This window comes from Nocardia sp. NPDC059195, assembly GCF_042754695.1.
Taxonomy (GTDB): domain Bacteria; phylum Actinomycetota; class Actinomycetes; order Mycobacteriales; family Mycobacteriaceae; genus Nocardia.
The window spans coordinates 483,149-495,782 of the sequence record NZ_JBHZBG010000001.1; the positions used below are offsets into that span (position 1 = coordinate 483,149).

Genomic DNA, 12,634 nt, shown 5'->3' on the forward strand with positions numbered 1-12,634 from the left:
TCACGGGCTACACCGTCCTGTCGTCTGTTCGATCCATGGCATCACGAGCACTTCACCGTTCGCGTCGGTCACCCGGACGGTGATCGCGCAGATGTAGTACTGGATGAAATTGCCGTAGGCGCCGGTGCGCACGAGTTTGCGGAAGTTCTCCGGCGCGCGTCGCAGGGCCGCGTCGAGGGTGGCTTTGTCGTCGTCGACCAGCGGTGCCAGCCTCGCCAGTTCGTTCACCGTGCCCGCCAACGGCGTTCGCGCCTGCAGGAGCAGATCCGCGACCGAGGCGGTGCCGCGGTCGAGTGCGTCGATCGCGGCACCGACCGGCTCGCGTTCGCGCGCGAGTTCGGTGGTGAGGCTCTGCAGTCTGTCGAGGGTGCCCGCGAACTGGCCGCCTTCGTCGGCCAGCGTGGTCATCACGGTGTTCAGGTGGTCGATGAGCTGCTCGACCACGGCGTTGTTGCGCGCCAGGGTCGTGGTGAACGCCGCGGTCCCGGCGGTCAGCGAATTCAAGCTGCCCTGTCTGCCCTGCACGATCTCGAGCAGCGACCAGGTCAGCGCGTTGACCTCCTGGGCGCTGAGACCTTGCACCACCGGCTTCAGCCCGCCGAGCAGCAGGTCGAGATCCAGTGCGCCGGCGGTACGTTCGCGGGGAATCTCCGTTCCGGGCCCGAGCCGCTCGTGCACGCCGGCGGCATCGGTCAGTTCCAGGTAGCGGTCGCCGACGAGATTGAGGTAGCGCACCGCGGCGGCGGTGCCGGTGCTCAGGTGCAGGGTGGTGTCGGCGTCGAAGCCGACCCGCACAGTGTGGTCGGCGAGCAGTTCGATGCTGTGCACTTTGCCCACCTGTACGCCCGCGACCCGCACCGAGTCACCGGTGCGCAGCCGGGAAACATCGGTGAACAGCGCGGTGTAGGAGTCGGTTTCGCCGCCGCGGTATTGCCCGAACTCCATCACCAGGAAACCGGACAGCACCATCATCACGACCGCGAAGATCCCGAATTTCATCAGTGGCGCGTTGCGGCGGCTCATCGCGCACCACCGAACAGCAGCTGGGACAGGTTGTCCACGTTGAGGATCAGCGACTCGTTGCCGCGCGCGAACGGGTTGGCCCCGACATCGGCCACCACGAACGGTGGTTTCTCCTCGTAGCCGACCGGCAGCACCGAACACTGCGACCCACCGGTCGCGGCCACCTTGGGCAGGTTCTCCGGGTACTTGTACGGGTCGATGCCCCACAGGAAGTTCGCCGAGAGCCCCAGACCGGGTACGTCGACGGGCTTGGAGTGGGCAAGCAGGCCGAAGCCGTCGAGCGAGCAGTACAGCGCCTCACGGTATTCGCTGGTGAGCGCGGTGGTGGGCACCAGCAGATCCAGAGACCGGGCGAGTGCGGAGGCATTGGTGTCGATGACCCGGTTGCCGGTGTCGGCGAACCCGATCAGCGACACCAGCAGGGCGTCGAGATTGCGCTGCTCGTCGATCAGTGTGCGGCTGATCGCGGTGGCATTGCGCGCGGTATCCACCAGTGCGCCAGCGGAATTCGCGTAGGCGTTCAGGACCGGCGGCGCCAGGGCGAGGTCGGTGCGCAGCGCGGGCAGGGCCGGTTCGAGCGTCGCCAGGAACCGCTCGAGGTCGCCGAGCATCGCGCCCACTTCGGCGCCGCGACCGCGGGTGGCGGTGGCGATCGCGCCGAGGGTGGCGTTCAGTTTCGCCGGCTCGACGGCCGCCAGCACCGTGGTCAATTGTTCGAAGACGGTATTGATCTCGACCGTCACCCTGTCAGCGGTGAGCACCTGACCGGCCCGCAACGAACCGGCCACCGGCCGTTCTGGCGGACTCAGCTGGACGAATTTGGCGCCGAACACCGTAGTCGAGGCGATGGCGACCCGCACGTCCGCGGGGATCAGCGCGAGGGTGTCGGTGTCCACCGCCAGTTCCAGTGCCGCGGTGCCGTCGGAGCGCTCCCGGATGGTGGTGACCCGGCCGACGGTGACCCCGCGCATCTTCACGTCCGCGTCCGGGTTCATCACCAGTCCCGCGCGCTGCGCGATCACCGTCACTTTGGCGGTGTCGGTGAGCCCGCCGCGGAACAGCACGATGCTGCCCGCCAGCACGGCGCAGCCGCAGCCGATCGCGATCAGCCCGGCGAGGACCCGCCCCAGGGTGCGTAGCATCGGTCCTCCCCTAACCCGAGAGATCGAAGTTGCCGTTGGCGCCGTAGACGGCCAGCGAGATCAGCAGCGTCACCGAGACCACCGCGATCAGCGAGGTGCGCACCGCATTGCCCACCGCGAGACCGACACCGGCCGGACCGCCGGCGGCGTGGAATCCGAAATAGGTGTGGATGAGCAGCACCGTCAACGCCATCAGCAGGGCCTGCGCGAACGACCAGGCCAGGTCGACGGGGTTGAGAAAGGTCGTGAAGTAATGGTCGTAGAGACCGGATGACTGGCCGAGCAGGACCACCGTGGTGAACCGGCTCGCTACGAACGAGGCCACCACCGCGAGCGCGTACAGCGGGGTGATGGCGATCATCCCGGCCACGATCCGTGTACCCACCAGATACGAAACCGGTTCGATCGCCATGGATTCCAGCGCGTCGATCTCCTCGTTGATGCGCATCGCGCCCAGTTGGGCGGTGGTCCCGGCGCCGAAGGTGGCTGCCAGCCCGATCCCGGCCACCACCGGCGCGGAGATCCGGACATTGATGAAGGCGGCCAGGAATCCGGTGAGCGCCTCGATCCCGATGTCACCGAGGGAGCTGTAGCCCTGCACCGCCAGAACGCCGCCGGTGGCGAGGGTCAGGAACCCGACGATCACGACCGTGCCGCCGAAGACCGCGAGAGCACCTGCGCCCATGCTGATCTCGGCGATGAGCCGGATGGTCTCGCGCCGGTGATGGATCGCCGCGAAGGGCGCGAAGGCCAGCGCCTTGAGGTAGAAGATGGCGTGGTCGCCGACCCGGGCCAGGCTCAGAAACGGTCGGCGTAGCCGCCGCAAGGCCAGTGGATAACGTGCGATCAGTGTCATAGATCCCTCTCGCTCATCGCCCGGTCAGCTGGATTCCGACCGCGGTGACCACGACATTGATCACAAACAGCAACATGAACGCGTAGACCACCGTCTCGTTGACGGCATTGCCCACCGCCTTGGCCCCGCCGGTCACGATCAGCCCGCGATAACACGCCACCAGCCCGGCGACGAAGCCGAACAGCAGCGCCTTCACTGAGGAGATCAGCAGTTCACCGAGCCCGGTGAGCAGCGTGATGCCCGCGGCGAACGCGCCGGGGTTCACGTCCTGGACGAACACCGAGAACGTGTAGCCGCCGAGGATCCCGATCAGGCAGACCAGGCTGTTGAGCAGCAGCGCGACCAGCCCGGAGGCGAGCATGCGCGGGGTCACCAGGCGCTGGACCGGATCGATGCCGAGTACCTGCATGGCGTCGATCTCCTCGCGGATGGTGCGCGAGCCCAGGTCGGCGCACATGGCGGTCGCCCCGGAGCCCGCCACGATCAGCACCGTCACCATCGGCCCCACCTGGGTCACCGCGCCGAAGGCCGCGCCTGCGCCGCTGAGATCGGCGGCGCCGAGTTCGCGCAGCAGGATATTGAGGGTGAAGCTCACCAGCACGGTGAACGGGATCGCCACCAGCACGGTCGGCAGCATCGACACGCGCACGATGAACCAGGCCTGTTCGAGGAACTCCCGCGTCTGGAACGGCCGCCGGAAGGCGAAACGCACCGCGTCGGCCGTCATCGCGAACAAGCCACCCACCGCCGTCAGCGGCCCGGCCGCCCGGGCGGCCAGCGTGCGTCCCCAACGGGAACCGCCCGAACTCATCGGGTACCTGGTGTGTGGGGTGTTGGCCGGTGCCGATCATCGGTGGCGAACGGACCTGTGGCACATCGCACCGGATAGTCGAGGCGCTGGTCTTCGACCGGACACAGGGAGATCGCCAGATGCTGTAGTGCGACCACGGTCTGCGTCAGCACCACCTGGACCCACTGAGTGCGCGCGATGCGCCGGGCGACCGCGCCGGTACCCATGTCAGTCGCTCGCGGGCAACGGCGCGGCGCCCTTGAGGGTCAGCCGGACCGTGCCGATACTGAGCGCCCCGGCGCCCGGCTTGGTCACCAGGATCTCGGCGCCGGCGCCGTCGACGTAGCGCTTGCCGAGCACGTTCCCGTCGGCGAAGTCGACGTGCGGGGTGGCCCCGGCGGTGACCGCGGTCCCCAGCGGCACCATCGGCACGCCACCGGCCCGCAGGTCGTCGAGACTGTCCGCCGGACGGACCACGATGACCTCGGTGTCACAGACCTGACTGCGAAGCCGCGTCCCGCTGGTGACCATCTTTCGACCTCCCTACCCACGCCGACCTGCGATATCGGCGTTCTTCATGAGCGAGAATATCATATTCACTTTCTGCTCATCCGGATTCTGATAATGTCGTTCGCACTGCTGGAGCAGGTGTGAGGTGTTGACCCGATCGACCGAAAGCGGACGCGACACAATGGAACTCGACGAGCACGACACCGACACCCTGCGCCTGGAGGCACTGGAAGCCGAACAGGAGGCGATCGCCGCCGAAGCGATCGCCGAGGCCGCCCGGGCCAGGGCCCGCGCCGCCCGGCTACGCCGCCGCGCCACCATCAACGACCGAGCCACGGTCTCCACGCCGCCCGACGATCCGCCGCCCGAGCCGGCGCCGGACGACCCACCCGCGGCCGAACCCCCGGTCCCGACCCGCAGACGACGGCGCCGAATACTCACGGCGGCAGCCACTCTCGTATTGATCACCGCCGTCGCCGCGAGCGGCTATCTCACCTGGCACCACCAGCGGACAGCAGGCGAAGCCGACCGGACCGCGGAATTCGCCGCGGCGGCCGAACAGGGTGTCGTCGCGCTGACCTCACTCGATTTCAGCCACGCCGATCAGGATGTCCGCCGCGTCCTCGACCTCTCGACCGGCGCCTTCCGCAGCGACTTCGAGGGCAGGGCAACGGATTTCACCACCGTGATCCAGCAGTCCAAGGTCGCCACCGCGGGCCGGGTGACCGCCGCGGCTGTGGAGTCCATGACCGAGGACTCCGCGGTGGTGCTCGTCGCGGCCACCTCGCAGGTCACCAATTCCGCCGGCGCCCAGCAGGAACCGCGCACGTGGCGCCTGAGCGTCACGGTGACACGCGACGGCGACCAGCTCAAGATGTCGAAGGTCGAGTTCGTCCCATGAGCACCGAATCCCCCGCACCCCAGCAGAACTCCCGCCGCAGCCGGTTCACCGCCGGAGTGCGCGGTGCCATCGGCTTGCTCCGCGCCGAAGCACGGATCGCGGCGCTGCTCGCGCTGACCACGGCGGCGGCGATCGTGGCCGTGACCCTGTGGTCGGTGCAGTACCGCCCGGACAGTGCCGTGGACACCGCCGCCGAGCAGACCGCGGTCGAGGCCGCCACGACCGGAACCGTCGCCCTGCTCTCCTACGAACCGGACACCATCGACGAGGACTTCGCCTCCGCCAGAACTCATCTCACCGGCGACTTCCTGGCCTACTACAGCCAGTTCACCCAGCAGGTCGTCGCGCCGGCGGCCAAGGAGAAGTCGGTGGCCACCGCCGCGGCCGTCGTGCGGGCCGCGGCCGCGGAGATCACCCCCGACCGGGCGGTGGTCCTGGTGTTCGTCAACCAGACCACCACCAGTGCCGAGAAGCCCGATCCGGCGATCACGGCAAGCAGTGTCCGGGTCACCTTGACCAAGGTCGACAAGAACTGGCGCATCTCCTCGTTCGAACCCGTCTGACGCGGGCGGCGCACTACCGAAAGGCACTGCCGTGGAACCGGATACCTTGTACCGCACCGCGATACGACCGACCCCACGCCGCTACACGGTTGTCGTGTGGTCCGCCGGGCGGCTCGCGCGCCATCTCGCTGCCGCGGTCGGCGAGCACCCGGGTCTCGACCTGCTCGCGGTCCGCACCGACCCACACCCGGGCGCGGGCGCTCACGGCGAGGACGCCCCTGCCCTGCGCACCGCCCAGGACGTACTGACGCTCGCCCCGGACTGCGTGCTCTATATGCCGCGCGTGTTCGACGCCGACACGGTGTGCCGGATGCTGATGGCCGGGATCAACGTGATCACCACCCGCAGCGACCTGCACCATCCCGACAGCATGGAGCGCACGCTGTGCGCCCGCCTGGAATCCGCCTGCTGGGCGGGCCGTGCCTCGCTGCACAGCACCGGTGTCGGCCCGGGTTTCGTGACCGAGCTGATGCCGATCACGATCGGCGCGGTCCAGCGCCGCGTCGACACCGTGACGATCGAGGAGTACACCGACCTCACCCACAGCGACCCGGCCGCACCGGTTCCCGATATCGCCGGCTTCGGCACTCGCTGCCCGAGCCACCTGGATCAGCGGGCGCTGATCCGTTTCCAGCAGAGCTTCGGCCCGTCGCTGCGCCTGGTCGCCGATGGTCTCGGGCTCGCGATCGACACGATCGAGGTCGGTGGCGACTACGCCGTCGCCGCGCGCCCGACGGAAACCAACTGTGGACCGATATCCGCCGGAACCGTCGGCGCGTACCGGTTGTCACTGGTAGGCAGTCACGCCGCGGTCCCGCGCGTCGTCTACCGGGCGACCTGGTACCGCGTGCCGGACCTCGACCCCGCGTGGCCGCTCGAACACAACGGCTGGCGCGCCACGCTCACGGGCGAGGGCGGGCCCGTCGAGATCATGGTGCGCACGCCCGCCCCCGATCGGTCACCCACCGGGCTCTCCCCCGCCCACACCGCCCAGCACGCGGCCCGCACGATCCCTGCCCTGTGCACGGCGCCGCCCGGTATCCGCACCGGCCTCGATCTGCCACCGTCGGCGGTGACCACCGGCTGATTCCCAGCCGGGTGGTCACCCCGTGACGCGGGTCGAGTCCGCCCGGGCGACGATCCGGCTTGCGTGGCTCAGGATGGGCGCGTCGACCATCCGGCCGTCGACCGCGAAGACTCCCCGCGAATGCTCCGCCGCGGCCAGTACGCGCCGCGCCCACTCCAGCTCGTCCGCCGTGGGGCGGAAGGCGCCGGCGATGACCGGGACCTGCGTGGGATGCAGGGCGACCTTGATGTCGTAGCCGGAGGCGACAGCGTCCTCGGCTTCGGCGGCCAGTCCGTCGAGATCGGGGATGTCGAGGTAGACACCGTCGACGGCGAGTTTGCCCTGCGCCTTGGCGGCGAGCAGCGTCGTCGACCGCAGCTGACGGGCGACATCGCGGTAGGTGCCGTCGGCCCGCCGCGACGAGCTGCCGCCCAGGGCGGCGACCAGGTCCTCGGCGCCCCACATCACCGCGACCACGCGCGGGGCTCCGGCGATCTCGTCGACCCGCCGGACACCGGCCGGTGTTTCGACCAGCGCGATCACGGCGTAGCCGTCGAGCACCGCGGGCAGGTCACCGGTCTCGGCCTTCGGGAGCATGAGCATGCGGTAGGGCGTCTGCTCGAGCAGACGCAGATCGAGGTCGACCTGTGGCGAATCGAGGGGGTTGATCCGGATCACCGTGCGCGCCGGATCGAGGCGGCTGTCCCGGATCGCCTCGCGTGCCGCGGCTTTCGCGTCCGCGCCAACGCCGTCCTCCAGGTCCAGGATCACAATGTCGGCGCAGGCCGCCGCCTTGGCGAACCGTTCCGGGCGATCCGCCGGACAGAACAGCCACACGGGCCCCGCGGGTTCCCACCGATCGGCTTCGACAGATCGTTCCATACCTCGTACGATAATGCCATTCTCGCAGCTATCGCAATAGTTCTCAGCCGTAATCCTCGATACGTGCAAGAGAGTCATGTCTATAGTGGAAATGTCATTCTCACTCGATCGAGAGATACGGAACGATCATGCGCACTCGAATCGATCCCCGCGATGTCACCGGGCGCTCGGGTCCACCCCGCAGTCGCCGCCCTCGGTCGGCACCCGCCCTCATCGAACAGGCCGAGCCCCGCACACGGGTACTGGTGCGCCAAGCCCTCGACTTCTTCGAACGGTGCCCGGCGTGCGATTACCCCGCGGAGGCCACCGAGACCGTCGTCGCCCTCGGGGACGGACGTGTCGCCACGACCCTGCTGCCGACATGCGGGCTGCCGTGCGGCTGGCGTGGAACGCCACGTCCGCGCAACACTTCCGGCGAGCAGACCGGGACCGACGCTCCGGTCGGTCAGCGTCCGCTCACCGCGGGGGTGGCAACACCGACTCGCAGGGTCACCCGATCCTGATAGAACGCCACATGGCCCTGCAACCGCGCCACCTGCGGGGCCGGATCTTCATAGCTCCACACCAGCGGTTCACCGCCGTCACCCTCGAACCGCCAGTAGGTCGCCACGCCCTTGAACGGACAGGTGCTGGTGAACCCCTCCGCGCGGGACAGCGGCACCCGAATGTCGGCCCGCGGCACATAGAAGACGAGGCCGTGGTCCTGCTCGTCGACCAGGAGAGTTCGGGTCGATTCCGCGAGCAGTGTGCCGTCGAGTCGCACGGTGACGAGATTGCGGCGGGCGTGGATATCGACCCGGTAGTCGGGGCGCTCGAGGAACCCTCGGTGAGCGGTCATCGGCGTTCTCCTCCTCAGAGCCGGGCCGCGGCGGGCACGGCGTCGTCGTCGATTCGCAGGCCGCGAATCATCGCCTCCTGAGTGAAGGAGGCGAGCAGTCGGCCGTCCTCGGTGTGTACCAGCCCACGCACGCACGACATGCCGGCACCGACCTGGATGCTCTCGTGGGAATACAGTAGCCAGCCGCTCCAGTCGACCGGTTCATGAAAGCGGACCGCGACCGTCAGCACCGCCGTCGACAGACTGTGATGCGCCTGCGCGGTGCCGATTCCGGAATGCGCGCGCAAGGTGGTAGAGACCGACAGGTGCCCGGTGAAGTGGGCCAGCAGCGCCTTGGCCAGGTCGTCGCGCCCGGGCACCGGGTCGTAGCGCAGCCAGGCATGCAGTTCCGGCGGCCCGACCTCGTCGGGATCGTTGACGTCCGCGACCCCGACGATGCGCAGTTCCCGGCCGGTCATCGCCATGTCCGCGGGGAGCGCGGCGGCCGGCCCCACGACCGCGGGACGCGGAACGTAGTGGCGCACGACATCGGCCGCGGGTACATCGGCCAGGACCGAGACGGTGGCGCACCGCCTGCCCGCCTGCTCGACCGAGACCACGGCTGCGGCCATGCTCCGGCCACGATGTGTCACCTCGACCACGAACCGCACCGGGACGGCGGGGTCGACGGCACGGGTGAACACCGCGTGTGCGGATCGAAGCACCTTCTCCGGCACCGTCTTCGCGGTCGCGACCAGCGATTGGGCCAGCAGCTGGGTACCGTCCACCACCTGTCGCGAACCACCGTCGCTGACGCCGGTGAAACAGTCCGGGCCGTCCGGCTCGACATCGAAGATGCGCAGCATCCGCGCCACCGACGACGTCTCCTGCTCAGGCATGATCGTCATATCGCCCCCTCTGCTATCCCAGTTGTCCGGCGAGAATGTCATTCTTACAATACGGTAATGGATACTCCATACAGTCGCCAGACGCGAACGGAGGCACCTCGTGTCGATCCGTCATAACCCACCCCACGGCGCCACAGGCAGCCGCGGCGAGCAGCCCGCCTGGAAGCAGCGCGCCGTCGAGCGGTCACTGCGCACCGCGACCCAGCGGGCAGGCGAGCGGGTGCAGCGCTTCCTGGACGCCGCCCAGGCCATTATCACCGAGCGCGGCACCACCGACTTCACAGTGCAGGAGGTGGTCGACCGCTCACGGCAGTCGCTGCGCAGTTTCTACCTGCAGTTCGACGGCAAGCACGAGCTGCTGCTCGCGCTCTACGAGGATGCCGTCGGCAGGACGACAGCGCAGATCCGCGCGGCCACCGCGAGTCGTACCGATCCGCTCGAAAAGCTGCGCACCGCAGTGGTATTGCTGTTCCAGCTGTGCCGCCCCGACCCCGATGCGCACCGGCCGTTGTTCGCCGAATTCGCACCGCAGCTGACCGGTTCAGATCCGGCCGAGGTCCGCTCGGCGCATGCCGCGCTGTTCACGATGTTCGCCGAATTGGTGACCGAGGCAGGCGAGGCCGCCTGCCTGCGCGGCGACCTGCACCCGCGACGAATGGCCGCCATGACGATGCACATGGCCATGACCCCCGGAGCCTCCGTGGGCGAAGGACGACCACTCACCGCCGAGGAGATCTGGACCTTCTGCGCGCGTGGCATCACCGCGCCGACCGGATGAGAATCGCATTCTCCTCTAACGGAATTTGAATTACACTGAGGCGATGTCTGACATGTGGAACGACCTGCTCGCCTGCCTCGAACTGAAACCGGTGGTCGGTATCGACAACATCGCCCTGGAAGGCGGGAACCAAACCCTCCCGTATCACCGGGTCTTCGGCGGCCAGGTCCTGGGACAACTGATGGTGGCGGCCCATCTCGCCTGTCCGGACAAGACGGTGAAGTCGCTGCACACCGCGTTCCCGCGAGAAGGGCGCTCCGACACCCCGATTCGCTATCACGTGAACATCCTGCATGCAGGCCGCTCGTTCGCCACCGTCTCACTCCTCGCTTGCCAGGGCGAGCAGGTGATCGCGACAGCCGTCGCCTCACTTCATGCTCCCGAGGATGGCTCCCAGCGCCAGAGCCTGCCCGAGGTGGGGCCGCTCCCCGGCCCCGAGCACCGGGTGGAAATGCCCCTGTTGCCCTGGGAGGCACGCGCGACCGACGACCTCGACAGCCCCGAGGTCTCGGCACCCGACTACACCCTGTGGATGCGCACTCCCCCGATCGAGCCGGAGCTGGGCGCGGCACTCACCGCCTACGCCACCGATCTGACACTGATCGGCACCGCGCTGCGGGCAGAGGAGGGAATCAGCCACACCGGCAACGGCACCGACTTCCTGTCGGCGGTCACCACCCACACCCTGTGGTTCCACCGCCCCGTCCGCAGCGACGGCTGGCAGGTACTGCGCCAGCACAGCCCGATCCTGGCCGGTGGCCGCATCTTCGGCCGCGGCGACATTCTCACCGAGGACGGACAGCTGGTGGCCTCCTATGCCCAGGAAGCGATGTTCCGGCTGCGGTCGTGAGGGCGGCCCCGGCCCGGGCACGCCCTCACTGCCCGCTGTACTCCACGACCAGATCGCGCCGCAGGATCTTTCCGGTGGGCGTGGCGGGCAGCGAGTCACGGAAGACGACCCGGTCCGGGGTGCGCGAGCCGCGCAGGCCCGCGCGGGCGAACCCGCGCAGCTCCTCCGGGTCCGGCGTGTGGTCACCGCCGGGCACGACGACCGCCACGATGATCTGGCCCCACTGCACGTCGTCGATGCCGATCACCGCGACCTCGCGGACCTGTGGATGTTCCGCCAGCACGTCCTCGATCTCGGCGGGCGCGATGTTCTCGCCACCGCGGATGATGGTGTCGTCGGAACGTCCGCCGAGGTACAGGAATCCGTCGCTGTCGAGCACGGCCACGTCCCTGGTCGGGAACCAGCCGTTCGCGTCGAGAACCGAACCGATGCCGGTGTAGCGGCCTGACACCTGCGGCCCGCGCACATAGAGTTCGCCGGTCGCGCCGGCCGGCAACACGGTGCCGTGCTCGTCCCGGATCTGCAGTTCGATGCCGGGGACGGGGGTGCCGACCGACGCCAGCCGGTGGGCGAGTACCGGGTCGTCGGCGGCCAGGGCCGCGCGGTGCTCCTCCGGCCCGAGAACGGCGATGGTGGAACTGGTTTCAGTCAGGCCGTAGGCATTGACGAAGCCGACATCGGGCAGCAGCCGCAGGGCGGTCCGCAGCAGCGGCAGAGCGACTTTGGAACCGCCGTAGGCGAGGGTCCGCAGCGAGGGCAGCGTCGCGCCGGTGCGCTCGAGCTCGGCGACGATGCGGGCGAGCATGGTGGGCACGACGGTGGCCGTGGTCACCGATTCCCGGCGCACCGCGGCGATCCATTCCGCTGCGTCGAAGGTTCGCAGGTACACCACTTTTCGGCCCGCGTACAGGTGCGACATGGCGGCGCCGACGCCGGCGACGTGGTACGGCGGCACGCACACCAGGGCCGCGTCCCGCGGTGCGGCGGAGGCGAATTCGACGGTGCCGGTGATGTAGCTGAACAGGTTGTTATGGGTGAGTTCGACTGCCTTGGGCGTCGAGGTGGTGCCGGAGGTGAACAGCACGACCGCCACCTGGTCGGGATCCGCGACCGCAGTGGCGGATTCGGCGGTCGTGGCCTGCGCCAGGAACTCCTCCGCACGCAGCACGGTGACACCGGAGACTTCGCGCGCGACGATGTCGTGGTACTCGTCGTCGCAGACGAGCAGCGGCGTATCCAGCCGGGCGATGAGCGCACCGAGCGCTTCGGCGCTGAGGCGGTAGTTCAACGGCGTGAAGGGCACCGCCGCACCGGCGGCCGCGAACAACAGCAGTGGCAGCAGATGCCCGCCGGTGCCCACATAGGCGAGGCTGCGGGCCCCGGAACCGGTCAGCACCGCGGCGCCACCCCCGACCAGCCCGCTCAATTCGGCTGCCGTCCACTGGGTCTCGCCGCAAGCCACCGCACAGCGGTCCGGATCGCTCGATGTGGCCATGTCCAGCAGCAGCGAAATGCTCACGTCGCACCCTCTCCACGCGTACCGCCCGA

At 68.9% G+C, this 12,634-nt stretch carries 15 protein-coding genes; 6 read left to right on the forward strand and 9 right to left on the reverse strand.

The features are described from left to right. The 5 genes from ACFXKN_RS02200 to ACFXKN_RS02220 all read right to left on the reverse strand — a co-directional run bounded on the left by ACFXKN_RS02200 (nucleotide 1) and on the right by ACFXKN_RS02220 (nucleotide 4,342). Nucleotides 1–1,023, reverse strand: coding sequence for an MCE family protein (locus ACFXKN_RS02200; protein ID WP_378949482.1), 1,023 nt, complete (start codon nucleotides 1,021–1,023; stop codon nucleotides 1–3). After that, a complete protein-coding gene (locus ACFXKN_RS02205; protein WP_378949485.1) occupies nucleotides 1,020–2,165 on the reverse strand; it encodes an MCE family protein in 1,146 nt (381 codons plus the stop codon). The genes ACFXKN_RS02200 and ACFXKN_RS02205 overlap by 4 nt, the downstream gene beginning before the upstream one ends. A 10-nt stretch (nucleotides 2,166–2,175) precedes the next feature. Continuing rightward, complete coding sequence (locus tag ACFXKN_RS02210) at nucleotides 2,176–3,021, reverse strand: ABC transporter permease (protein WP_378949488.1); 846 nt, start codon at nucleotides 3,019–3,021, stop codon at nucleotides 2,176–2,178. A 13-nt stretch (nucleotides 3,022–3,034) separates the two neighbouring features. Beyond that, on the reverse strand, nucleotides 3,035–3,832 hold the full coding sequence (locus tag ACFXKN_RS02215) for an MlaE family ABC transporter permease (protein ID WP_378949492.1): 798 nt from the start codon (nucleotides 3,830–3,832) through the stop codon (nucleotides 3,035–3,037). Between the two features lie 207 nt (nucleotides 3,833–4,039). Then, complete coding sequence (locus tag ACFXKN_RS02220; protein WP_378931297.1) at nucleotides 4,040–4,342, reverse strand: hypothetical protein; 303 nt, start codon at nucleotides 4,340–4,342, stop codon at nucleotides 4,040–4,042. 160 nt (nucleotides 4,343–4,502) lie between these two features. Between ACFXKN_RS02220 and ACFXKN_RS02225 the strand changes: the two genes are divergently transcribed. From ACFXKN_RS02225 to ACFXKN_RS02235, 3 genes are read left to right on the forward strand one after another with little or no spacing between them, the layout of a single operon-like run. Then, nucleotides 4,503–5,222, forward strand: a complete 720-nt coding sequence (locus ACFXKN_RS02225) for a hypothetical protein (RefSeq protein WP_378949495.1) — start codon at nucleotides 4,503–4,505, stop codon at nucleotides 5,220–5,222. Continuing rightward, the gene (locus ACFXKN_RS02230) at nucleotides 5,219–5,785 is read left to right on the forward strand and encodes a twin-arginine translocation pathway signal (RefSeq protein ID WP_378949498.1); all 567 of its coding nucleotides are present in this window, start codon (nucleotides 5,219–5,221) and stop codon (nucleotides 5,783–5,785) included. Before ACFXKN_RS02225 ends, ACFXKN_RS02230 begins: the two co-directional genes overlap by 4 nt. Before the next feature lie 31 nt (nucleotides 5,786–5,816). Further along, on the forward strand, nucleotides 5,817–6,872 hold the full coding sequence (locus tag ACFXKN_RS02235) for a dihydrodipicolinate reductase (protein WP_379432190.1): 1,056 nt from the start codon (nucleotides 5,817–5,819) through the stop codon (nucleotides 6,870–6,872). A 15-nt stretch (nucleotides 6,873–6,887) separates the two neighbouring features. Here ACFXKN_RS02235 and ACFXKN_RS02240 read toward each other — a convergent pair whose 3' ends face one another. Next, the gene (locus tag ACFXKN_RS02240) at nucleotides 6,888–7,733 is read right to left on the reverse strand and encodes an HpcH/HpaI aldolase/citrate lyase family protein (protein WP_379432191.1); all 846 of its coding nucleotides are present in this window, start codon (nucleotides 7,731–7,733) and stop codon (nucleotides 6,888–6,890) included. A 128-nt stretch (nucleotides 7,734–7,861) separates the two neighbouring features. On the opposite strand from ACFXKN_RS02240, the gene ACFXKN_RS02245 reads away from it, so the two are divergent. Then, entirely contained in the window at nucleotides 7,862–8,236 is a 375-nt protein-coding gene (locus ACFXKN_RS02245; protein ID WP_379432192.1) for a hypothetical protein, read from the forward strand. Here the strand turns inward: ACFXKN_RS02245 and ACFXKN_RS02250 are convergent. Both ACFXKN_RS02250 and ACFXKN_RS02255 read right to left on the reverse strand, forming a co-directional pair. Next, nucleotides 8,179–8,571: a DUF427 domain-containing protein gene (locus ACFXKN_RS02250; protein ID WP_379432193.1), complete on the reverse strand. Its 393-nt coding sequence runs from the start codon at nucleotides 8,569–8,571 to the stop codon at nucleotides 8,179–8,181. The genes ACFXKN_RS02245 and ACFXKN_RS02250 overlap by 58 nt on opposite strands. A gap of 14 nt (nucleotides 8,572–8,585) precedes the next feature. Then, nucleotides 8,586–9,458 carry an acyl-CoA thioesterase gene (locus tag ACFXKN_RS02255; protein WP_379432194.1) on the reverse strand — a complete coding sequence of 291 codons (873 nt, stop codon included), beginning with the start codon at nucleotides 9,456–9,458 and terminating at the stop codon, nucleotides 8,586–8,588. Between the two features lie 100 nt (nucleotides 9,459–9,558). Between ACFXKN_RS02255 and ACFXKN_RS02260 the strand changes: the two genes are divergently transcribed. Together ACFXKN_RS02260 and ACFXKN_RS02265 are read left to right on the forward strand one after the other, a co-directional pair. Then, nucleotides 9,559–10,236: a TetR/AcrR family transcriptional regulator gene (locus tag ACFXKN_RS02260; protein WP_379432195.1), complete on the forward strand. Its 678-nt coding sequence runs from the start codon at nucleotides 9,559–9,561 to the stop codon at nucleotides 10,234–10,236. Between the two features lie 43 nt (nucleotides 10,237–10,279). Further along, a complete protein-coding gene (locus ACFXKN_RS02265; protein ID WP_379432196.1) occupies nucleotides 10,280–11,086 on the forward strand; it encodes an acyl-CoA thioesterase in 807 nt (268 codons plus the stop codon). Between the two features lie 25 nt (nucleotides 11,087–11,111). Here the strand turns inward: ACFXKN_RS02265 and ACFXKN_RS02270 are convergent, their stop codons facing one another. Then, the gene (locus ACFXKN_RS02270; RefSeq protein ID WP_379432197.1) at nucleotides 11,112–12,605 is read right to left on the reverse strand and encodes a class I adenylate-forming enzyme family protein; all 1,494 of its coding nucleotides are present in this window, start codon (nucleotides 12,603–12,605) and stop codon (nucleotides 11,112–11,114) included. Between the last annotated feature and the right edge of the window lie 29 nt (nucleotides 12,606–12,634).

Bases quoted from the DNA above. Each gene is read 5' to 3' on its own strand.
- ACFXKN_RS02245 (WP_379432192.1), top strand. From the start codon at position 7,862: ATGCGCACTCGAATCGATCCCCGCGATGTCACCGGGCGCTCGGGTCCA.
- ACFXKN_RS02255 (WP_379432194.1), bottom strand. From the start codon at position 9,458: ATGACGATCATGCCTGAGCAGGAGACGTCGTCGGTGGCGCGGATGCTG.
- ACFXKN_RS02205 (WP_378949485.1), bottom strand. From the start codon at position 2,165: ATGCTACGCACCCTGGGGCGGGTCCTCGCCGGGCTGATCGCGATCGGC.
- ACFXKN_RS02200 (WP_378949482.1), bottom strand. From the start codon at position 1,023: ATGAGCCGCCGCAACGCGCCACTGATGAAATTCGGGATCTTCGCGGTC.
- ACFXKN_RS02220 (WP_378931297.1), bottom strand. From the start codon at position 4,342: ATGGTCACCAGCGGGACGCGGCTTCGCAGTCAGGTCTGTGACACCGAG.
- ACFXKN_RS02265 (WP_379432196.1), top strand. From the start codon at position 10,280: ATGTCTGACATGTGGAACGACCTGCTCGCCTGCCTCGAACTGAAACCG.
- ACFXKN_RS02240 (WP_379432191.1), bottom strand. From the start codon at position 7,733: ATGGAACGATCTGTCGAAGCCGATCGGTGGGAACCCGCGGGGCCCGTG.
- ACFXKN_RS02215 (WP_378949492.1), bottom strand. From the start codon at position 3,832: ATGAGTTCGGGCGGTTCCCGTTGGGGACGCACGCTGGCCGCCCGGGCG.
- ACFXKN_RS02230 (WP_378949498.1), top strand. From the start codon at position 5,219: ATGAGCACCGAATCCCCCGCACCCCAGCAGAACTCCCGCCGCAGCCGG.
- ACFXKN_RS02250 (WP_379432193.1), bottom strand. From the start codon at position 8,571: ATGACCGCTCACCGAGGGTTCCTCGAGCGCCCCGACTACCGGGTCGAT.
- ACFXKN_RS02210 (WP_378949488.1), bottom strand. From the start codon at position 3,021: ATGACACTGATCGCACGTTATCCACTGGCCTTGCGGCGGCTACGCCGA.
- ACFXKN_RS02225 (WP_378949495.1), top strand. From the start codon at position 4,503: ATGGAACTCGACGAGCACGACACCGACACCCTGCGCCTGGAGGCACTG.